19 protein-coding genes are annotated in these 20846 nt (G+C 71.9%); 10 read left to right on the forward strand and 9 right to left on the reverse strand.

Annotated features, from left to right (window positions below; all coding sequences use genetic code 11):
* The first annotated feature begins 98 nt into the window (after positions 1–98).
* Complete coding sequence (gene ypfJ / locus LUM46_RS02930) at positions 99–989, forward strand: KPN_02809 family neutral zinc metallopeptidase (RefSeq protein ID WP_274992190.1); 891 nt, start codon at positions 99–101, stop codon at positions 987–989.
* A 157-nt stretch (positions 990–1146) separates the two neighbouring features.
* Positions 1147–2490, forward strand: a complete 1344-nt coding sequence (locus LUM46_RS02935) for a threonine--tRNA ligase (RefSeq protein ID WP_274992192.1) — start codon at positions 1147–1149, stop codon at positions 2488–2490.
* Positions 2491–2530: 40 nt separating this feature from the next.
* Here the strand turns inward: LUM46_RS02935 and LUM46_RS02940 are convergent, their stop codons facing one another.
* The 3 genes from LUM46_RS02940 to LUM46_RS02950 form a co-directional block, all read right to left on the reverse strand.
* Entirely contained in the window at positions 2531–3283 is a 753-nt protein-coding gene (locus LUM46_RS02940) for a hypothetical protein (protein WP_274992193.1), read from the reverse strand.
* A gap of 181 nt (positions 3284–3464) precedes the next feature.
* Positions 3465–4667, reverse strand: a complete 1203-nt coding sequence (locus LUM46_RS02945; protein WP_274992194.1) for an MFS transporter — start codon at positions 4665–4667, stop codon at positions 3465–3467.
* Positions 4668–4792: 125 nt separating this feature from the next.
* Complete coding sequence (locus LUM46_RS02950) at positions 4793–7108, reverse strand: glycoside hydrolase family 43 protein (RefSeq protein WP_274992195.1); 2316 nt, start codon at positions 7106–7108, stop codon at positions 4793–4795.
* Between the two features lie 276 nt (positions 7109–7384).
* Between LUM46_RS02950 and LUM46_RS02955 the strand changes: the two genes are divergently transcribed.
* Positions 7385–8983, forward strand: coding sequence for an ABC-F family ATP-binding cassette domain-containing protein (locus tag LUM46_RS02955; protein ID WP_274992196.1), 1599 nt, complete (start codon positions 7385–7387; stop codon positions 8981–8983).
* Positions 8984–9099: 116 nt separating this feature from the next.
* Here the strand turns inward: LUM46_RS02955 and LUM46_RS02960 are convergent, their stop codons facing one another.
* Genes LUM46_RS02960 through LUM46_RS02970 form a run of 3 tightly spaced genes read right to left on the reverse strand, consistent with a single transcriptional unit; the run spans position 9100 to position 10684 of the window.
* Positions 9100–10071, reverse strand: coding sequence for an SURF1 family cytochrome oxidase biogenesis protein (locus tag LUM46_RS02960; RefSeq protein ID WP_274992197.1), 972 nt, complete (start codon positions 10069–10071; stop codon positions 9100–9102).
* Positions 10068–10319 (reverse strand): hypothetical protein, encoded by a 252-nt coding sequence (locus tag LUM46_RS02965; protein WP_274992198.1) that lies wholly within the window; start codon positions 10317–10319, stop codon positions 10068–10070. Before LUM46_RS02965 ends, LUM46_RS02960 begins: the two co-directional genes overlap by 4 nt.
* 11 nt (positions 10320–10330) lie before the next feature.
* Positions 10331–10684, reverse strand: a complete 354-nt coding sequence (locus LUM46_RS02970) for a DUF3099 domain-containing protein (RefSeq protein ID WP_274992200.1) — start codon at positions 10682–10684, stop codon at positions 10331–10333.
* Positions 10685–10941: 257 nt separating this feature from the next.
* Here LUM46_RS02970 and fabG point away from each other — a divergent pair, with 257 nt between their 5' ends.
* From fabG to LUM46_RS02985, 3 genes are all read left to right on the forward strand, one after another.
* On the forward strand, positions 10942–11679 hold the full coding sequence (gene fabG / locus LUM46_RS02975; protein ID WP_274992202.1) for a 3-oxoacyl-ACP reductase FabG: 738 nt from the start codon (positions 10942–10944) through the stop codon (positions 11677–11679).
* A 160-nt stretch (positions 11680–11839) separates the two neighbouring features.
* Positions 11840–12610, forward strand: a complete 771-nt coding sequence (fabI, locus tag LUM46_RS02980; protein ID WP_274992203.1) for an enoyl-ACP reductase FabI — start codon at positions 11840–11842, stop codon at positions 12608–12610.
* Positions 12611–12627: 17 nt separating this feature from the next.
* Positions 12628–13167, forward strand: a complete 540-nt coding sequence (locus LUM46_RS02985) for a SixA phosphatase family protein (RefSeq protein ID WP_274992204.1) — start codon at positions 12628–12630, stop codon at positions 13165–13167.
* 88 nt (positions 13168–13255) lie between these two features.
* Here the strand turns inward: LUM46_RS02985 and serB are convergent, their stop codons facing one another.
* Positions 13256–13876, reverse strand: a complete 621-nt coding sequence (gene serB / locus LUM46_RS02990; RefSeq protein WP_274992205.1) for a phosphoserine phosphatase SerB — start codon at positions 13874–13876, stop codon at positions 13256–13258.
* Between the two features lie 158 nt (positions 13877–14034).
* The gene (gene glgC / locus LUM46_RS02995) at positions 14035–15276 is read right to left on the reverse strand and encodes a glucose-1-phosphate adenylyltransferase (protein ID WP_274992206.1); all 1242 of its coding nucleotides are present in this window, start codon (positions 15274–15276) and stop codon (positions 14035–14037) included.
* Between the two features lie 180 nt (positions 15277–15456).
* Between glgC and glgA the strand changes: the two genes are divergently transcribed.
* Positions 15457–16674, forward strand: coding sequence for a glycogen synthase (glgA, locus tag LUM46_RS03000; protein WP_274992645.1), 1218 nt, complete (start codon positions 15457–15459; stop codon positions 16672–16674).
* A gap of 58 nt (positions 16675–16732) precedes the next feature.
* Here glgA and LUM46_RS03005 read toward each other — a convergent pair whose 3' ends face one another.
* Entirely contained in the window at positions 16733–17494 is a 762-nt protein-coding gene (locus tag LUM46_RS03005; RefSeq protein WP_274992207.1) for a hypothetical protein, read from the reverse strand.
* Positions 17495–18069: 575 nt separating this feature from the next.
* Here LUM46_RS03005 and LUM46_RS03010 point away from each other — a divergent pair.
* The 3 genes from LUM46_RS03010 to LUM46_RS03020 all read left to right on the forward strand — a co-directional run bounded on the left by LUM46_RS03010 (position 18070) and on the right by LUM46_RS03020 (position 20802).
* Positions 18070–18855, forward strand: coding sequence for an ABC transporter ATP-binding protein (locus tag LUM46_RS03010; RefSeq protein ID WP_274992209.1), 786 nt, complete (start codon positions 18070–18072; stop codon positions 18853–18855).
* Between the two features lie 257 nt (positions 18856–19112).
* Positions 19113–19541 carry an NfeD family protein gene (locus tag LUM46_RS03015; protein ID WP_274992211.1) on the forward strand — a complete coding sequence of 143 codons (429 nt, stop codon included), beginning with the start codon at positions 19113–19115 and terminating at the stop codon, positions 19539–19541.
* A gap of 109 nt (positions 19542–19650) precedes the next feature.
* A complete protein-coding gene (locus LUM46_RS03020) occupies positions 19651–20802 on the forward strand; it encodes an SPFH domain-containing protein (RefSeq protein WP_274992212.1) in 1152 nt (383 codons plus the stop codon).
* The last annotated feature ends 44 nt before the right edge of the window (positions 20803–20846 follow it).

The raw sequence follows: 20846 nt of genomic DNA on the forward strand, positions 1-20846 counted from the left end.
GCCGACCGTCGGCACGGCGCTCCCGGCCGACGCCGGCGGGGGCAGCTGACCGAAGGACCGACCGACGGACCGTGCAGTGGTCGCGGTAGCGTGATCAGGTGACTTTCAACAAGGGCGGTCAGTTCGAGGGTGGCCGGGTCCGCAAGGGTGGCGGACGCCGGGGCGCCGTCGCCGTGGGTGGCGGAGGCGGCGTCGCGATCGTCATCGCGCTGGTGTACATGCTGGTGACGGGCAACAGCCCGGCGGACATCCTCGGCGGCACGACGTCGGGCGGCCAGGGAACCGGAGAGACGGGCTACATCGGGGAGTGCACGGCCGAGGAGGCCAACACCGACCCGGAGTGCCGCCTGAACGCCGCCGTGCAGTCGCTCGACGCCTACTGGGAGACCACTCTTCCGGAGCAGGGCGGGGTGGAGTACCAGATGCCCGAGGTCGTGAGCTTCACCGGCGCCGTCGACACGGGCTGCGGCTCGGCGACGTCGGCCACCGGGCCGTTCTACTGCCCGGCCGACACCACCGTGTACGAGGACCTGGCCTTCTACGACCAGCTGTCCAGCCAGTTCGGCGCCGAGGGTGGCCCGCTCGCCGAGATGTACGTGACGGCGCACGAGTTCGGCCACCACATCGAGAACCAGCTCGGGCTGTTCGAGCGGGCCGACCGCTCGGGCACCGGCCCCGAGTCCGACTCCGTGCGCATCGAGCTGATGGCCGACTGCCTCGCGGGCATGTGGGCGGGCACCGCCGCCACCACGAATGACCCGGACACCGGCGTCCCGTTCCTCGAACCGATCAGCCGAGCACAGCTCGAACAGGCGCTCTCGGCGGCGGCCGCTGTCGGTGACGACAACATCCAGCGGCGCTCGGGTGGCGACGTGAACCCCGAGGCGTTCTCGCACGGCTCCAGCGAGCAGCGCGTCACGTGGTTCAGCATCGGCTACGACGGCGGCACCATCCAGGACTGCAACGCGCTGGACGCCTCGTCCCTCTGACATTACGGTGGGCGCCATGCACCTCAGCGCACGCACGACGACGCCGGACCCCTCCGGCGCGCGCTGACCCTGCACTCAGCAACCCAGGCCCCGGAGCTCGCTCCGGGGCTTTTGTCTTGCCTGGCGCCGGGGCGGTTCCTCCATCGAAGGAGCATCCATGAACGACCCCGTCACCCGTGATCACCGCGAGCTCGGCCGCGACATGCGGATCTTCGACTCGAGCCCGCTCGTCGGTCCCGGCCTGCCGCTGTGGCTGCCCGCCGGCGCGGCGGTGCGGTACGAGCTGGAGCAGTACGCCCGCGAGGTGGCGCTGCGTACCGGCTGCGAGCCCGTGTACTCGCCGGTGCTCGGCAAGCGGTCGCTGTTCGAGCGGTCGGGCCACTGGGCCAAGTTCGCCGACGACATGTTCCCGCCCATGGTCGTCGACGGCTCCGGCTCCGGCGCCGACGCCGGCGTCGACCCGCTCGTGCTGCGGCCCGCCAACTGCCCGCACCACGCGCAGATCTACGCGGCCGAGCCGCGCTCGTACCGGGACCTGCCCGTGCGGTACTCGGAGCTGGCCCCGATGTTCCGCGCGGAACGGTCCGGCGTGCTGTCCGGGCTGAGCCGGGTGCGGCAGATCAACCTCGACGACGCGCACGTGTTCTGCCGTCCCGACCAGGTGGCCGACGAGGTGCGCGTCGCGCTGTCCGCCGTCCTGGAGGTGCTCGAGACCCTGGGTATCGAGGTGTCGTACCTGCGCCTGTCTGGCCGGGACGACTCCGGCAGGTGGCTCGGCGCGCCCGAGCAGTGGGCCGCCGCGGAGGAGGCACTCGGCGCGGTGCTGGCCGAGCTGGCGGCGCCCGCCGGGCTGGACTGGCACGCCGAGGCGGGCGAGGCGGCGTTCTACGGGCCCAAGATCGACGTCCAGGTGCTCGACGCCCGCGGGCACGAGGAGACCCTCGCGACCGTCCAGCTCGACTTCAACCAGCCCGAGCGGTTCGACCTGACCTACGTCGCGGCCTCCGGCGAGCGGGAGCGCGTGGTGATGATCCACCGCGGCACCGTCGGCGCGATGGAGCGCATGGTCGCGTTCCTCCTCGAACGGCACGGCGGACGGCTGCCGTTCTGGCTCGCGCCCGTGCAGGTCTGTCTGCTGCCGGTGGCCGACCGGTCGGGGGACTCGGGGCAGGCCGACGACCCGGGTGCCGGAAGCGCCGCCGCCGGCAGCTCGGCCGCAGACAGCTCGGCCGCAGACAGGGTCGACGAGCTGGCCGCCGACCTGCGCGCCCGGGGTCTACGCGTGCGTGTGGAGCGGGAGGGGTCGCTCGGCAGCCGGATCCGTCTTGCCCGGAACCGCCGGGACGCGCTGCTGGGCGTGCTCGGGCCGCGCGAGATCGAGGCGGGGGTGCTGGCGGTGACCGATCCGGCGTCGGGCGAGAAGGTCTCCGTACCGCTCTCCGCGCTGGGGGACAGGCTTGCGGAGGCGGCTCGGCGGCGTTCGGCGCGCGTCGTGTGGTGAGCGGGTGGTCTCGACGGGCTCGACCTGCGGTGGGCCAGGCTCAGGCGGCCCAGGTGCGGTGGTCTCGAGCCGCCAGGTGGACGATCTCCAGCTCGCGCTCCGTGAGCATCGGCTGACGGCTCTCGAGCCACGGCACCAGCTCGTCGGCTGTGAGCACCTCGACGCCGTCGCGCGGACCTTCCACACGGGGTTGGTCCGTCCGGACGAACACGATCAGCGGCTGCACGGTGACCGGTACGCGTGTCGCGCGGTCCAGGATCTGCTGGGTGCGGGCAGCGGCATACAGGGCGGTGTCGGCGGTGATGTCGTGGGCCGGGCGGTACACGCTCTGGATGGTGTAGACGCCGGAGGGACCGATCACGAGCTGGTCGAGCTCGACGGCGTCCGTGCGCTGCGTCCAGGCCGGCGAAGGTCGTTGCAGCGAGCCCGTCGTCGGGCGCTGCAGCGAGTCCGTCGGAGGGCGCAGCCCCGAGTCGGCCAAGGGCTCCATCCGGATCGAGTGGAGGACGCGCCAGACGGGCCGGTGGGCCACGAGCTCCCAGAGCTCCTGGGCGACGGCCCGCGCGCCGGAGATCCGGCGGCTCAGGGCGCGGTGCCGCTCGTCGGGCTGCCCGCTGAGCCGGCCCCGCATGATCGCCGAGGCGTGCTCCCGGGAGTAGGCGCGACGTTCGTCGATGAGGTGCTTGGCCGGCCGGTTGTTGCTCAGGTCATCCCCGCGGGCCAGACGGCCGGTGCGGAGGTTGGGTAGTGCGTCGGCGATGGTGACGGGAACGCTCGGGGAGTCTGTGCCCATGATCGGACCGTACGTCCGACAGCCCGGAGCCGCGCGTTCTGGCGGTAAAACGTGGCTCGGATCACCCGCTGCCCCGCCCGTCGCGCGCCGGGCTGGCCGGATGGTGCGCGGTCGGCAGTCCGTCACATGATCGGTAGCTCGGAATGCCGACTACCTGACGAACTGCCGACCACCACGCGAATTACCGACCACCATGGTCAGGCCCCGGGGCATCCGCGGGGCCCGGCGGGAACGCGCGGCGGGTCAGCAGCACCACCGCCAGCGCCGCCACGACCAGGGCCGCTCCCGTGTAGGGCACGGCGGTGGACCCGACGCCGTCGAGCACGAGCGCCCCGAGCGCCGCACCGCCGCCGATCCCGATGTTGGCGGTCGAGTTGACCAGGGCGCCGACGACGTCGGGTGAGGCGCCGCGGGTGCGGATGGCCGCCGTCTGGAAGACGGCGGCGACCGCGCCGAAGCCGATGCTCCACACCGCCGCGGCGGCGAGCGTGCCGACCGTGCCGGGGAACGCGAGCCCGAGCGCCAGGATGCCGCCCGCGACGACCACGAGGGTGACGACGGTGGTCTGCCGGAGCCGGGCGTCGAGCCGCGCGGCGGCGTACGCCGCACCGATGAGCCCGAGCGCGCCGATCAGCAGGAGGGCCGGGCCGAGCGCCGCCGTCGCGAGGCCGGTCGCCAGCAGCAGCACGGAGACGTAGGTGTAGACGGTGTAGTGGCCGAGGTACGCGAGCGCGTTCGCCGTCGTGACCTGGGCCAGGGCGGTGCGGCGGGCGCCACGAGCGGCGTCGGCCGGGGGAGCGCCGCCCCCGGGGACGGACGGCAGCAGCAGTGCGGTGAGCACACCGGCGATCGTGCACGCCCCGGCCAGCACCAGGAACGCGGTGCGCCAGCCGAGGGCGGTGCCGAGCGACGTCGTCAGCGGCACACCGAGCACGAACCCCGCCGACGCGCCCAGCGTGACCAGCGCCAGCGCGCGCCCCGCGAGGTGCGGCCGCACCAGGCGGGACGCGTACCCGATGCTCACCGAGAAGAAGACCGCGTGGGACGCGCCGCCCAGGGCCCGGGCCACGGCGACGAGCGCGAACGTGGGCGCGACCGCGACGATCACGTTGCTCAGGACGTACACGCCGAGGGCGGTGAGCAGCAGGGTCTTGCGCGGCAGCTTGCGGGTCGCCGTCGTCAGGGGCACGGCTAGCACCGCGACCATGAACGCGTAGGCGGTGACCAGCAGCCCCGCGGCGCCCTCGGAGACCTCGAGGTCGTCGCTGATCAGGGGGAGCAGGCCCACCGGGACCAGCTCCGTGGTGATGGCGACGAACGTCGCGAGTGCCAGGGCGAGCAGCCCGCCCCCGGCCTCCCGAACCCCCTGTGGCTGCCAGTTCACGCCTGTCCGTCCAGATGCAAACATGCTCCCCATCCTGACACCCTCCCGGCCCCGTTGAGTGCTGGGTATTTGTGCTGTCGAAACGTTCCGACGGCGCAAATATCCAGCACTCAACGGACTGTGGGTCAGCCCAGCTCGCGGAGACGGACCGTGTCGAAGTGCGCCGTCGTCGAGGGGGTGGCGCCGCCGCCGGCGTAGATGCCGACCGCCGGGTCCGTGCCGGCCGGGAGCGTCCACGTGGCGCCGAACCGCCAGCTCCGGCCGTCGCGTGAGCTGGCCGCCCGGTACTCGTGCTCGCCGGTGGCCGCGTCGGTGGTGTGGAACAGGCGCAGGTGCATGGTGTCCGCGACCGGCCCGGAGACGTGGCCGCCGAACCAGGTACGGCCGTCGGCGGTGAGCTCCTTGCCGAACTCGACCTGCCGCGTCTGCCAGATCGACACCGGCGCCAGCCGCAGGAAGTCGTCGTCGCCCGCGTGCACGAGCAGGCCCGCCTGCTGGTAGTTGCGCACGCTGTCCTCCCCCAGGGGCAGGGTGACGGTGGTCTCCAGCACGTAGTCGCCGTCCGGGGCGTCGCGCAGCAGCGCGGGCGCGTCGTTGGCCGACCCGACCAGGTCGTGGCCGGTCAGCGGCCAGGACAGCGCGCCGTCCGCGACGTCGACACCGGCCGGCTCGTGCAGCCAGCGCCAGCCCGGGTCGAGCTCGCCGTCGAACTCATCGGCGAACGTGACCTCGCCGGCCCGCGGCTCGGCCACCCGCCGGGTCACCGGCTCGTGCGCGGCCACCACCGTCAGGTTGTCGAGCTGCGTCTCGCCGCCGTCGGCCGCGAGGCTCACCGGAGCGCGACGGGGGAGCGAGCCGCGCGGCTCGAACCGCACCTCGGCGTCCACGTCGCCCAGACCGCTCGACGACAGCCGCGCGGCGACCGCGCCGTCGCGCGCCTCGACGCTCAGGACGTGCCAGTCGCGCAGGTCCACGTTCGCGGGCACCGCGGCCCGCAGCTGCCGCCGCCCCTGCCCGACGACGAGCTCACGCGCCCCCGCGTCCAGCCGCACGGACACCGCGGCCGGACCCCGCCCGCCGAGCGTCGCCGTGAACGAGCCGTCGGCGTCCGGCAGCCGCACGTCTGCCTCGACCCGGACATCCCGCGGGGCCGGGGCCGTCCGTACGACGGCATCCCGCCGGGTCGGCACCAGGCGCGCGATCGCACCGGCGTCGCCCGAGCCGTCGGAACCCCGGGCGATCGAGCCCGCCACCCGCCGGAGCCCCGACCCGGCCGCAGGGTCGTCGCTCACGATGCCGAGCCCGCTCGCCGCCACCGGCCCCGGCTGCGGCCCCTCGCTCGGCCCCGCACCCGCGTTGACCACCGGCCACCCGTCGATCCAGTCCATCCGGTCGATCAGCGTGGGCCGCCGGTTCACGCCACCCGGCTCCTCGAGCCACGCGTCGTCCTTGTCGATCGCGTGATAGAGCATCCAGTCCTGCCCCGACACGTCGGTCAGCACGGCATGGTGCCCGACGCCGATCCACCGGTTCCCGTTCTGCGCCACCACCTGCGTGCCGCCCACGCGGGACTCGTCCAGGCCCACGCCCTCGTGATCGGTGAACGGGCCCAGCGGCGAACGCGACCGTCCCGTGTAGACGCTGTACCCCGTCACCGGGCCGGCGCAGCAGTTGGCCGATGACCCCATCAGGTAGTACCAGCCGTCCCGCTTCACCACGAACGCGCCCTCGTACCGGTCCGCCACGGTCACCTGCGTGGGCTCACCCACCGCGCGCATCCCGGTCTCGTCCAGCTCCGTGACCCAGATGCCGCCGTTGAAGCCGCCGAAGTAGAGGTAGCGCGACCCGTCGTCGTCCGCGAACAGCGCCGGGTCGATCGTGTTGAGGTAGCCGTCGCCCGCCGCGGGACGCGGGTCCAGCACCGGCCCGCCCGAGTCCGTCCACGGCCCGGTCGGCGTCGGCGCCGTCGCCACGCCGATCGTGTAGTCCCACGGGTCGGGGTTCGCTGCCGTGTCGGTCACCGTGTAGTACATGACGTACCGGCCGTCCACGTACCGGATGTCCGGGGCCCAGAAGTACGAGGCGCTCGCGGCCCAGGACGGCCGGTTCTCCTCGTCGAAGATCGTGCCCACGTACTCCCACGACTCCAGGTCCCGCGACCTCGCGACGTGCATGTTCCCGAAGTGACCGCCCGAGACCAGCGGGTCGCTCGTCGCGTACAGGTACCACCAGCCGTCCTTGCCCCGGATGATCGCGGGGTCGGCGTAGGTGTCGGCGAACGGCTCGGTGATCGGGTTGGTGAACGTGGTGGCGGGCGCCCGCGCGCTGTCCGACGGCGGTGGCGCGGCCGCCGCCGGAGCGGTACCGCCGCTGTCGGGCAGGGTCGTGGCCCCCAGGGCCAGTGCGAGCGAGGCGAGCACGGCGACGAACCGTATCTCCATGGGTCTCATCCCTTCGGGAGGTCGCGCCGCGTCGTCGGTGACGCGGCCGTGGCTTCCTTGCGACGGATCTCTTGCATGCGACGGAGTGATACAACGTAGTACCACGCGTGAAGGTACCGTCGGCCGACCGGTCCCGTCCAGGGCGTTCGTGAGGCGTCCGTGAGGCGGACGTGAGGCAACGCACCGTAATCCCTGGACCATGGGCACTAGACTGGAAGGGCCCCCGCCGCTGTGGGCCGAACGACCAACCACCCCCCAACTGTGAGGACCATCTGCGTGATCACTGCCCATGGCGTCGAGCTGCGCGTCGGCGCGCGCGTGCTGCTGAGCGAGGCGAACTTCCGGGTCGCCTCGGGCGACCGGATCGGCCTGGTGGGTCGTAACGGTGCCGGCAAGACCACGCTGACGAAGACCCTCGCGGGGGAGACCCAGCCGACGGGCGGGCAGATCGTGCGCGGTACCGACATCGGCTACCTGCCGCAGGACCCGCGCACCGGCGACCTCGAGGTCCTCGCGATGGACCGTGTGCTGTCCGCGCGCGGCCTGGACAAGGTCATCGCCAAGATGCGCCAGGCCGAGGGCGAGATGGCGTCCCTCGACGAGGCGACGCAGAACGCCGCGATGGAGCGCTACCCCAAGCTCGAGGTGCGCTTCCTGGCGGCCGGCGGCTACTCCGCCGAGTCCGAGGCGCAGATCATCACCGCGAACCTGGGCCTGGACGAGAAGGTCCTGGCGCAGCCGCTCGGCACGCTCTCCGGTGGCCAGCGCCGCCGGATCGAGCTGGCGCGCATCCTGTTCAGCGGCGTCGAGACGCTGCTCCTGGACGAGCCGACCAACCACCTCGACGCGGACTCCATCGTCTGGCTGCGCGACTACCTGCGGGCGTACAGCGGCGGGTTCATCGTGATCAGCCACAACACCGACCTGCTGCGCGCCACCGTGAACAAGGTGTTCCACCTGGACGCGAACCGGGGCGAGCTCGACCAGTACAACCTCGGCTGGGACGCCTACCTCGAGCAGCGCGAGACGGACGAGCGGCGTCGTCGGCGCGAGCGGGCGAACGCCGAGAAGAAGGCGGGCACGCTGCTCGCCCAGGCCGAGAAGATGCGCGCCAAGGCGACCAAGGCGACCGCCGCGCAGAACATGATCAAGCGCGCCGAGAAGATGATGTCCGGCCTGGAGGCCGAGCGCGTCTCCGACCGCGTGGCGAACCTGCGCTTCCCGACGCCGGCGCCCTGCGGGCGCACGCCGCTCACCGCCAACGGCCTGTCGAAGGCGTACGGGTCCCAGGAGGTGTTCGCCGGGGTGGACCTGGCGATCGACCGCGGGTCCCGCGTCGTCATCCTCGGGTTCAACGGTGCGGGCAAGACGACGCTGCTGCGGATCCTCGCGGGCGTCGAGGCGGCCGACACCGGCGAGGTCGTACCCGGACACGGGCTCAAGCTCGGCTACTACGCCCAGGAGCACGACACGCTCGACATGAACGTGACGGTCGTGGAGAACCTGCGGCACGCCGCGCCCGACCTCACGGACACGCAGGTGCGGTCCGTGCTGGGCTCGTTCCTGTTCAGCGGCGACGACGCCTACAAGCCGACCAACGTGCTGTCCGGCGGCGAGAAGACGCGGCTCGCGCTGGCGACGATCGTCGTGTCCGGCGCGAACGTGCTGCTGCTCGACGAGCCCACCAACAACCTCGACCCCGCGTCGCGCGCCGAGATCCTCGGCGCGCTCAAGACGTACGAGGGCGCGGTCGTGATGGTGACGCACGACGACGGCGCCGTGGAGGCCCTGGAGCCCGAGCGCGTGCTGCTGCTGCCCGACGGCGACGAGGACCTCTGGAGCGACGAGTACGCGGAGCTGGTCACGCTGGCCTGACGTCGTGGCCCACCGCCCCCTGTGGTGCGGGCGTGATCATTGCGCCCAGGACGGGCACGTCGTCGCATCGGTCACGCCCACAACGAGAGCCTTCGCCAGAGCCTTCGAGCAGGGCCTTAGCGGAGCTGGGCCTCGATCAGCGCGTCTTCCTCGTCCTCGGCGGTCTGCCGGCGGTCGCCGGCCTGCCGACGCGCCCGCACTCCGTCGGCGTCGGCCTGGTCGTCGGAGGCGAGGAGCAGGTCGCCCGCCGACACGGTCTCGCCGTGCAGCGCCCCGCGCTCCCGGCGCCACAGCATGATGTAGCCCGCGATCGCGCCGACCGCGAAGATGCACCACTGGAACGCGTACGACAGGTGCGACCCCGGGTCGGTGTCCGGCTTGGGCAGAGGGCTGAGCGCGGTCTCGGGTGCCGGGTCCTCGGCCCGCAGCGCGCCGTACGCGCCGACGGTGCGGCCCTCGGCCCACTCGCCGCCGTCCGGCCCCGCAGCGAGCACCTGCTCGGTCGAGATCGCCTGCACCTGACCGGGGAGCGCGCCGCGGTCCGACGGCGGCTCGTCCGCCCGCAGGGACGCCACGACCCGCACGTCGCCCAGCGGCGGCGCGGGTACCGCGTCCGGTCCGGCCGCGTCGCGGCCGAGCGGGACGGTGCCACGGTTGATGACGATCACGATGTCCTGCCCGCCGACCCGGGTCTCGAACGGCACCAGCACGTGATAGCCGTTGCGCCCGGCGACCGGCCGGTTGCGCAGCAGCACCGTCGCGTCCGCGACGTACTCGCCCTCGAGCTCGACAGGCTGCCAGACCTGGTCGTCCGGCACGGTGGCGCCCGGCCCGGCCAGGATCTCGCCCACCGGTACGACCGGCGCCGACCAGTTGGCGTTGACGAGGTCGATCTCGGCGTTGCGGGACTCGGCCCGCTCCCACTGCCAGCGGCCCGCCACCAGGCACAGGGCCGCGAGGACCACGGCCGCGACCGCCAGGATCACCCACTGACGGGTCGTGCGCGGGCCGCGGGACTCGTCGGCCCCGGGGCTCGCCGCGCCGTCGCTCATGACGCCGGGCCGGCCGGCCGTGGCGCCGTCGCTCACGGCACCCGGTCCAGCTCGGCCACCGCCACCGTCTGCTTCCAGAACGAGCGCGACGCGAGGAACTGCTCGAGGTGCTCACGGTGCTGGTCGCACGCGAGCCAGACCTTGCGCCGCTCGGGCGTGTGCAGCTTCGGGTTGTTCCACAGCAGACCCCACGCCGCCTGCTCGCGGCAGCCCTTGGCGCTGCAGATCAGCTCGCCGTCGGGCACGGGGTCGGGTGCGGGGCCGGAGAGGCCGAGGAGGTCCATCGAAAGTTCCCTCAGTCGTCCACGTGGTCGATGACGCGCCCGGCGCCCGGTGCCGCAGGGCCCGGGCGCTCGGGGGAGGCATCGACATCGGGCAGCTCGGTGAGCGCGGGTACCGCCGCGGGCGTCACGGGCGAGGTGTCGTGCGTGACCTGGTCCCGCCCGGAGTTCGCGATGAGCACGGCCGAGTACGGCAGCACCACGGCGGCGGCGACGAGCGCCCAGCGGACCCAGCCGTCCACCAGCACAGCGCCGATGATGCACACCACGCGGATGGCCATCTGGATCAGGTAGCTGCGTGTGCGGCGCGCCTGGTCCACTGCCAGCGGCACGTGGGCCGAGGTGATGGACGGAACCGGCTCGCTCATCTCATCAGTCTACGTCCGCCACGTGCTCGCCGGGACGTGTTCCGGCGTCCGCACGGGCGGTATACCTCACAGGTTGTTGTAGGAAACCGACAAGGACCGCTGGATCCCTGTGGCCCGCCGCGCGCGGCGCCCGCTCGACGCGCGGGGTAGCGTCGCAGCGGACCCGGATCGAGCCCGGTACCGGCCGCTGCCCCCAGCCTCGCGCGGCCTCCATGCGAACAGCACCATCACAGCATCGAGGAGTTCAGGTGACCACCATGCCCGCCACTGAGAGCATCGCCGCAGGCCCGACCGGCAGGGTAGTCGTCGTGACAGGCGCCGCCCGCGGCATCGGCCGCGCGATCGCCGAGCGTTTCGTGGCAGACGGCGACCGCGTCGCCACGATCTACCGCGGGGGCGACCTGCCCAAGGGCGTCGAGGCCTATGTGGCGGACATCACTGACACCGCCGCCGTCGACGCCGCGTTCACCGCGATCGAGAAGGACATGGGCCCCGTCGAGGTGCTCGTCGCCAGCGCCGGCGTGACCAAGGACCAGCTCCTCATGCGCATGAGCGACGAGGAGTTCGAGTCGGTCGTCGACGTGAACCTCACCGGGACGTTCCGGTGCGTGCGTCGGGCGTCCAAGGGCATGATCCGGGCGCGGAAGGGCCGCATCGTGCTGATCGGCTCGATCGTGGGCCTGTTCGGCGGTGCCGGCCAGGTCAACTACGCCTCGTCGAAGGCCGCCCTGGTGGGCATGGCCCGCTCGATCAGCCGTGAGCTCGGCTCGCGCGGCATCACCGCGAACGTCGTCGCGCCCGGTTACGTCGAGACCGACATGACGTCCGCGCTGTCCGACGACGTGCGCAAGTTCTACCTCAAGAACATCCCGGCCGGCCGCTTCGCCTCGCCGGACGAGGTCGCGTCGGTGGTGTCGTTCGTCGCGTCCGACGCCGCGGGCTACGTCACGGGTGCGGTCATCCCCGTCGACGGTGGTCTCGGGATGGGGCACTGAGCCGTACTCTGGCGCCGCTACCTGCGGTTTTGCCCGAATATATCCAACATTCTGGACATGAAGCACGGCGCGGAGTTTCGTTCCACGCCGCGGTTCGCATTACGCTCGCACCCAGCGCAGGGGTTGCTTCGGCACGCCTGCGCCCGATCGGAAGGACAACATGGGTCTCCTCGAAGGTAAGAAGCTGCTCGTCACGGGCGTGCTGACGGACTCGTCGATCGCATTCCACGCCGCCCGGCTCGCTCAGGACGAGGGCGCCGAGGTGGTTCTCTCGTCCTTCGGGCGGCAGATGAAGCTCACGCAGGCCTTCGCGAAGCGGCTGCCGGTCGAGGCGCCGGTGGTCGAGCTGGACGCGACCAGCCAGGAGAACCTCGACGGTCTGGCCGACGCGATCCGCGCGGAGGGCTTCGACCGGCTCGACGGTGTGGTGCACTCGATCGGGTTCGCCCCGCAGTCCGTCATGGGCGGCAACTTCCTCACGGGCACCTGGGAGGACGTCGCCACCGCGCTGCACGTCTCCACGTTCTCGTACAAGTCGATCGCCGTGGCGGCCCAGCCCCTGATGACCGACGGCGGTGCCGTCGTCGGGCTGACGTTCGACGCGCAGTTCGCCTGGCCCGTGTACGACTGGATGGGCGTGGCCAAGGCCGGCCTGGAGTCCGCGAACCGCTACCTGGCGCGCGACCTGGGCCCTGAAGGAATCCGCTGCAACCTCGTCTCGGCAGGACCGATCCGGACCACCGCCGCCAAGTCCATCCCGGGCTTCGCGACGATGGAGGACGCCTGGCCGACCCGAGCTCCGCTCGGCTGGGACCAGACCACCGCGGAGCCGGCGGCACGTGCCGTGTGCGCGCTCCTGTCGGACTGGTTCCCGGCGACGACCGGCGAGATCGTGCACGTCGACGGCGGCGTGCACGCCATGGGTCAATAGATGGGCAGGAGGCACTGATGGGCAGAGCGTCGGGCACGGAGCCCACCACGTCGCCGGTACGGCGACTGGTGCTGCTCCGGCACGCGAAGGCGGAGCCGCCGTCGGAACTTCCCGACGAGCAGCGTCCGCTCGCGTTGCGTGGCCGGGACCAGGCGGTGAAGGTCGGTGCGGCACTGGTCGCGTCCGGCCTCGTGCCCGACGCCGTCCTCGTCTCCGGGGCGGTGCGCACCCGGCAGACGTGGGACCTCGCGCGCAAGCATCTGGGAGAGCCGCCGGTGGCGTTCACCGACGATCTGCTGGGGGCGATGCCACGGGGTGTCCTCGCGCTGGTGCGCGAGCTGGACCCCGCCACCCGGACCGTGCTGGTGATCGGTCATGAGCCCGCCATGGCGGGTACCGCCGAGCTGCTGGCCGGCCCGGGGTCGGAGGACGGCGCGCTCGCCCAGGTGCGCGTCGGCGTACCGACGGCGACGTACTCGGTGCTGGAGGCTGACGCGCCCTGGTCGGACTGGGACCGCAAGCTGGCCCGCCTCACGGAGGTAACCCGCCCCGCCTGACCCGAACCTCGTCGAGCATGCCCCGTTGAGTGCGGGCTATTCGTGGCCGGAGACGTCTCTGGACCGCAGATAGCCCGCACTCAACGTGTCAGAGGAGGTCCAGGACTCCGTCCAGGCGGCCCTCGATCGAGTGGGGGGCCTGTTCCCGGACGACCGGCTTGGCGTTGAAGGCCACGCCTACGCCGGCGATCTCGATCATGCCGAGGTCGTTCGCGCCGTCGCCCACGGCGACGGTGTGCTCCAGCGGGATGTCCAGGGCGGCGGCCCACTCACGCAGCGTCGTGGCCTTGGCAGCGCGGTCGATGACGGGGCCGACGGTGCGGCCGGTCAGCACGCCGTCCGCGACCTCGAGGCGGTTGGCGCGGAGCAGCTCGATCCCGAGCTCCTGGGCGATCGGCTCGACGATCTCGGCGAAGCCTCCCGAGACCAGCCCGAACGCCCAGCCGCGGGCCTGGCACGCGGCGACCAGCTCGCGGGCGCCCGGCGTCAGCTCGACGGCGGCACGGACCTTGTCGAGCGCGGCGACGGGGACACCGGCCAGCGTCGCCACGCGTTCGCGCAGGGACGCGGCGAAGTCGAGCTCGCCCCGCATCGCCCGCTCGGTCACCGCCGCGACCTCGTCCCGGGTGCCGGCATGTTCGGCGATGAGCTCGATGACCTCCTGGCGGAAGAAGGTCGAGTCCACGTCGGTCACGATGAGTCGCTTCACGGGGACCAGTGTGCCGGAGCGGCGCGCTGTTCGACCGTGCTGTCCACGTGCTGCGCACGGCCGGCACCGCGCTCGTCGAGATGGCCGGACGGAGGGGTGGTCGCACTCTGAGCGCTCAGAGTGCGACCACCCCTCCGTTCGACGCCCCGGGCGGGACGTCAGTCGACGATCGTGCCCTTCGGGACCACCGTCAGTCCCGACTCCGTGACCGTGAAGCCGCGCGCCCGGTCCTCGTCCGGGTCCACGCCGATGCGAGCCCGTTCGTTGATGATCACGTTCTTGTCGACGATCGCCCGGTGCACGTGCGCGTACCGGTGCACCTGGACGTCGTCCATGAGCACGGAGTTGGACACGTTCGACCACGAGTGCAGGTGCACACCGGGGGAGAGCACCGACCCAGCGGCCTGCGCGCCCGAGATGAGCACGCCCGGCGACACGATCGACTCCGCCGCGTGCCCCATGCGCCCGGGGCCCGCGTGCACGAACTTCGCCGGGGGCAGCCCCGTGTAGCCCGTGTACAGCGGCCAGTCGTAGTTGTAGAGGTTGAAGATGGGGTGCACGGCGATGAGGTCGGTGTGCGCGTCGTAGTACGAGTCGATGGTCCCCACGTCGCGCCAGTAGCCGCGGTCGCGGTCGGTGGAGCCGGGCACGTCGTTGCGGATGAAGTCGTAGACGCCGGCCTCGCCCTGCGCGACGAACGCGGGGATGATGTCGCCGCCCATGTCGTGCCGGGAGTCGGGGTTGGCCGCGTCCTTGGTGACGGCCTCGACCAGCGCGTCGGCGTCGAACACGTAGTTGCCCATCGAGGCGAGGATCTCGCCGGGGGAGTCGGGCAGGCCGGTGGGGTCGGTCGGCTTCTCCAGGAACTCCCGGATCTTGGTCGGGTCGGCAGGGTCGACGTCGATGACGCCGAACTGGTCGGCCATCCCGATCGGCTGCCGGATCGCGGCGACCGACGCCCGCGCTCCCGACTCGATGTGCGCGTCCACCATCTGGGAGAAGTCCATGCGGTAGACGTGGTCGGCGCCGACCACGACGACGATGTCGGGCCGCTCGTCGTCGATGATGTTGAGGCACTGGTAGATCGCGTCAGCGCTGCCGAGATACCAGTGCTTGCCCACGCGCTGCTGCGCGGGCACGGGCGCCACGAAGTTGCCCAGCAGGGGCGACATGCGCCACGTCTTGGAGATGTGACGGTCCAGGGAGTGGGACTTGTACTGCGTCAGCACGACGACGTGCAGGTACCGCGAGTTGACGATGTTGGACAGGGCGAAGTCCACCAGGCGGTAGATGCCGCCGAAAGGCACTGCGGGCTTGGCGCGGGCGGCGGTCAGCGGCATCAGCCGCTTTCCCTCGCCGCCGGCGAGGACGATCGCAAGGACGCGGGGGGCGGAAGCCATACGGGTGACATTAAGCCCTTTTGGCCTGGTCCGTCAGGTGGCGCGCGGTGAGTTCACGCACGCTAGGTTGGCAGGGTGCCCGACGTCGCCGCAGCCCCAGGCTTTGCCCCCCGTTCCCTTCCCGCCCCCGGTCCCGCGCCCCGCACCGGAGGGCAGCCCGACGGCGGCCTCCGGGTCGACCTGCTGACCCGCGAGTTCCCGCCCCATGTCTACGGCGGTGCGGGCGTCCACGTGGCCGAGCTGGCCACGGTCCTTGCGCAGCACGCGGACGTGCGGGTGCGCTGCTTCGACGGCCCCCGCGACGCCCCGACCGAAGCGTCGGGAGTCACCGGCTACGTGACCCCGAAGGCGCTCTCGGGCGCGAACGCCGCGCTGGCCACCCTGGGCACGGACCTCGTCATGGCCGACGACGTCGCGGGCGCCGACCTGGTCCACTCGCACACCTGGTACGCCAACATGGCGGGCCACCTGGGCGGTCTGCTGCACGGGGTGCCGCACGTCGTCACCGCGCACTCCCTGGAGCCCCTGCGGCCCTGGAAGGCGGAGCAGCTCGGCGGCGGGTACGCACTCTCGTCGTGGGCCGAGCGCACCGCCTACCTGGGCGCGGCCGGCGTGATCGCGGTGTCGGCGGGCATGCGGGCCGACATCCTGCGCGTCTACCCGGAGCTCGACCCGGACCGCGTGCACGTGGTGCACAACGGCATCGACCTGGCGGGCTGGCGGCGCCCCGCCCCCGACGACGCGGCGGCGCAGGCCGCGGCCGCCACGACCGTGCGCCGGTACGGGATCGACCCGGACCGGCCGGCCGTCGTGTTCGTCGGCCGGATCACGCGGCAGAAGGGCCTGCCGTACCTGCTGCGGGCCGCCGCCGAGCTGCCGCCGGAGGTGCAGCTGGTGCTGTGCGCCGGCGTGCCGGACACGCCGGAGATCATGGCCGAGGTGGTGGCCCTCACCGAGCGCCTGCGCGAGTCCCGGACCGGCGTCGTCTGGATCGAGGAGATGCTCCCGCGGCCCGAACTTGTCGCGGTCCTCGCGGCCTGCACGGTGTTCGTCTGCCCGAGCGTCTACGAGCCCCTCGGCATCGTGAACCTGGAGGCCATGGCCGTGGGCCTGCCCGTGGTCGGCACGGCCACGGGCGGCATCCCCGAGGTGGTGGACGACGGCGTGACCGGCGTGCTGGTCCCCATCGACCAGGCCGACGACGGGACGGGCACGCCCCTGGACCCCGACCGGTTCGTCGCCGACCTGGCGGCCGCGCTGACCCGCGTCGCGACCGACCCCGAGGGGGCAGCCGCGATGGGTGCCGCGGGCCGCCGTCGGGCCGAGGAGCACTTCACCTGGGCGGCGATCGGTGACCGCACGATGGAGGTCTACCAGCGGGTGCTCGCCCAGGGCTGAGAAGTGGAGCGCATCGAGCTCGGTGATCGCGCCCACAACCAACCCACAACCAACAGGGTCAGCGCAGCTCGCCGTAGGTCGCCGCGCTCATCGCGTGGCGGGCCGTACGGTCCACCTCGCGCAGCGCCGTCGACCGCTGGTCGACCTGGAAGACGTTCACCGCGCCGCCGTCGTCCACCGTGCCGAGCGCGACGATCGCCCGCAGGCGGTTGGCCAGGTCCAGCACGCGGGCGCGCCGGCCGTCCAGGTGCGGCACCGGCCACGACGACGTGCTGGCGGACCGGATGCGCTCGATGGCGTCGGCGGCGTCGTCGCGCCAGCGGGCGACGTCGAGCTGGTCCAGGGCGTCGGTGGCCGTCATCAGGCTCGTGCGGAGCTCGCGCTCGGCGTCGGCGACCGAGCCGATGGCGCCGAGCACCAGCGTCGTCCACGCGGGCACCTCCAGCACCCGCCACGACACCATGTGCCCGGGCTCGATATGGCTGCCGAAGGCCTGGACCCGGGGGACCGCAGCCCAGCTCCCCGCGGGCGTCGTGACCACCACGCACTCGCCGGCCTCCGTGGCCTCGAGGTTCGCGGCCGCCGGCACCCCCGCCGGATCGCCCGGTGCGGGCAGCAGCGCGCACACCTCGCGCGGCCCCGTCGTCCAGGCCGTGAAGAGGGTGTCGAGGTCGGTTCCGTCGGCAAAGCCGGGCAACCCCTCCACAGTGTGCGGCTCGTCGTCGCCCACCACGGACTTCACAGCGTCCGAGGTGTCGCCTACGCCCTGCAGCCACAGGGCGAGCAGCACGCTCCGTGGGAGGTCCTGATCGGTGTCCACCGCAGCACTGTAAATGACTCCTCCTCGGGTCTGACCGTGAACTTCGAATGTGCACTTCGCGTACAACCAGTGCCTGCGGTTACACCTGGATGCCCGTGGCCGACACCACGCGCCTGAAGTGCACGATAGTGGCGCCGGAGACCCTGAGCGGGCCGAAGCAGAGACACCGTGGTCGCGGTTCGATCTGATCAACGCGTTCGACCGGTGGAAGCGATCAGAGGCTGCGGGGCGACAGTTCCTCGTTGCCAGTGACGGCGTGGCCGCGATCGATGTGACGCGACTTGCTTCCTCGACGACCTGCTCGGGCTGCGGTCAGGTCAGAGCCGATCTGACCCTGGCCGACCGCACCTACTACATGCGACCACTGTGGCCTGGTGCTGGACCGGGACCTGAACGCCGCCGCCGACCTCGCCGCCTGGGCCGAGGACCACACCAGTGGTGATCAAGCCCAGTGAGGACGACGCAGGAACCCCAGTTCCAGCCGCTGACGCGACCGGAACTGGAGGGCGCCCGAGAAGGGCGGCGCAGCTGAACACCACAGTTCAGAGGCGTGCTGTCAGGTAGGGTCGTGACCCATGAGTACCGTTCTCCACCTTGCGGGCGTCACCGTCCGACGCGGCACCTCGACCATCCTTGATTCCGTGGACTGGCAGGTGAACGAGGGAGAACGGTGGATCGTGCTCGGCCCCAACGGCGCCGGCAAGACAACTCTCCTCCAGATTGTCGCAGCACGCCTCCACCCGACGTCGGGCACGGCGACCATCCTGGACTCGACCCTCGGCACGGTCGACGTGTTCGAGCTGCGTCCCCGGATCGGCCTCTCGAGCGCGGCGCTCGCCGAGCGCCTGCCGACGGCGGAGACGGTGCGCGACGTCGTGCTGACCGCTGCCTACGGGGTGACCGGCCGCTGGCGCGAGACGTACGACGAGCTCGACGAGCAGCGTGCCAAGGACCTGCTGGCGGCCTTCGACGTCGACCACCTCGCCGACCGCACCTACGGCACCCTGTCCGAGGGTGAGCGCAAACGCGTGCAGATCGCCCGCGCCCTCATGACCGACCCGGAGCTGCTGCTGCTCGACGAGCCCGGTGCCGGTCTCGACCTGGGCGGCCGCGAGGAGCTGGTCGGGGCGCTGTCCGAGCTCGCGAACGACCCCGCCTCACCGGTCCTGGTGCACGTGACGCACCACGTCGAGGAGATCCCGCCGGGCTTCACGCACCTGCTGCTGATGAAGCAGGCGGGCATCCAGGCCGCCGGCCCGATCGAGGAGGTCCTCACCGCGGACAATCTCTCGGCGGCGTTCGGGATCCCGCTCATCGTGGCGCACGGCGGCGGGCGCTGGCTCGCTCGCGCGGCCCGCTGACCGCCGTCGGTCGGCACGCCGTGACCGGTGTGTGCGCGCCGTCGAGGCGGAGACGCGCACACTGCCGAGCATGAAATACACGGCGCATTAAAGAGACCAAGTTGAAACACCGATTTTGCTACCGCAGTGTCAGTGGACCTTGGTAAAGTCCGGGCAAAGGTCCGAGGTAGCGGTAGATTCACCGCGAGGACCCGCCGACGGAGAGGTTCCGTGGGCGACCGGTCGCCAGCCGGAGTGCATGCTCGGAGGGAGCACCCATGGCCTGGTTGTGGTGGGTAGGCGCGGCGCTGATATTCGCGTTGATCGAACTGCTGTCACTGGATTTCGTCTTCATCATGTTCGCGGGCGGTGCGCTGGCCGCAGGTGCGGCGAACGCAGCCGGTGCCCCGTTGTGGGTGCAGGCGGTCGTCTTCGTGGTGGCATCCGTGGTGCTGCTGGTGACGCTGCGGCCCACGCTGATCCGCCATCTGCGGAACAACACGCCGAAGGCGCCTACCAACGCCGAGGCCAACGTGGGGCGCACGGCGTCGGTGGTCCAGGAGGTCAGCACCGCGTCGGGGCTGGTCAAGCTGAGCGGAGAGGTGTGGAGCGCACGGGCCGTACCCGGCTCGCCTCTGCTGCCCGCCGGCACTAGCGTTCGTGTGGTCCAGATCGACGGCGCGACCGCCGTCGTCGAACCGGCATAACAGCCTGGCGCCTGGGCGTGACTCTTGCTAGCAGTCCCGGCGTGAAGCAGTCCCAGTCAGAAGCGTGAAACAGTCCGTGCGGGCCAAGGTGCCCGCGTAAGGAGACGTTGTGGAGTCATTCGGGCAAGTCCTGCTCTATCTGATCATTGCCCTGGTCGTGATCGTCGGCGTCGTCGCGGTGATCCGCGCGGTGCGGATCGTCCCGCAGTCGGTGGCGCTCGTCGTCGAGCGCCTCGGTCGGTACTCGAAGACGCTCGACCCCGGCCTGCACGTGCTGGTGCCGTTCGTCGACCGGGTCCGGGCCGGCGTGGACCTGCGTGAGCAGGTCGTGTCGTTCCCTCCGCAGCCGGTGATCACCAGCGACAACCTGGTCGTCGAGATCGACACCGTCATCTACTTCCAGGTCACGGACGCCAAGTCCGCCGTCTACGAGATCGCCAACTACATCACGGCGATCGAGCAGCTGACCGTCACGACCCTGCGTAACGTCATCGGTTCGATGGACCTGGAGCAGACGCTCACCAGCCGTGACCAGATCAACGGCCAGCTCCGTGGTGTGCTGGACGAGGCGACCGGGCGCTGGGGCATCCGCGTCAACCGGGTCGAGCTCAAGTCGATCGAGCCGCCGCCCTCGATCCAGGGCGCGATGGAGCAGCAGATGCGCGCCGAGCGTGACCGGCGTGCCGCGATCCTGACCGCGGAGGGCATCAAGCAGTCCGCGATCCTCACCGCCGAGGGTGAGAAGCAGTCGGCGATCCTGACGGCCGAGGGTGACGCGCAGTCGCAGATCCTCCGGGCCGAGGGTGAGTCGCGCGCGATCATCCAGGTCTTCGAGGCCATCCACCGCGGTGACCCGGACCCGAAGCTGCTCGCTTACCAGTACCTGCAGATGCTCCCGCAGATCGCGAAGGGCGACTCGAACACGACGTGGGTCATCCCCACGGAGTTCACCGCTGCGCTGGGCAGCATCGCCAAGGGCTTCGGCGGCACGCCGGGCACGCCGGGCATCCCGGACAGCCCGCGCGACGACGACCCGTCGAGCGGCGGGCCGCGCACCTCGGTGCTCGACAAGCCGCTGCTGCAGGACCCGGGCGAGGCACTCGCCGAGGCGCAGCGCCAGGCCGAGGCCGCCGTGGCCGACGCGACGAGCGCGGGCACCCGGTCGGGCGAGCCGTTCGACCCGCGGACCGAGCGCGGGCAGCGGCCCGGCGGCGGTTCGACGCCGCCCCCGGCGGTGCCCCCGGCGCCTCCGGCCGGCTGAGCTGGTCGCCCGCCGAGGTAGGACCAGGGTGAAGTAGAACTACA

Origin of the sequence: Promicromonospora iranensis (assembly GCF_028994805.1) — a bacterium.
Taxonomy (GTDB): domain Bacteria; phylum Actinomycetota; class Actinomycetes; order Actinomycetales; family Cellulomonadaceae; genus Promicromonospora; species Promicromonospora iranensis.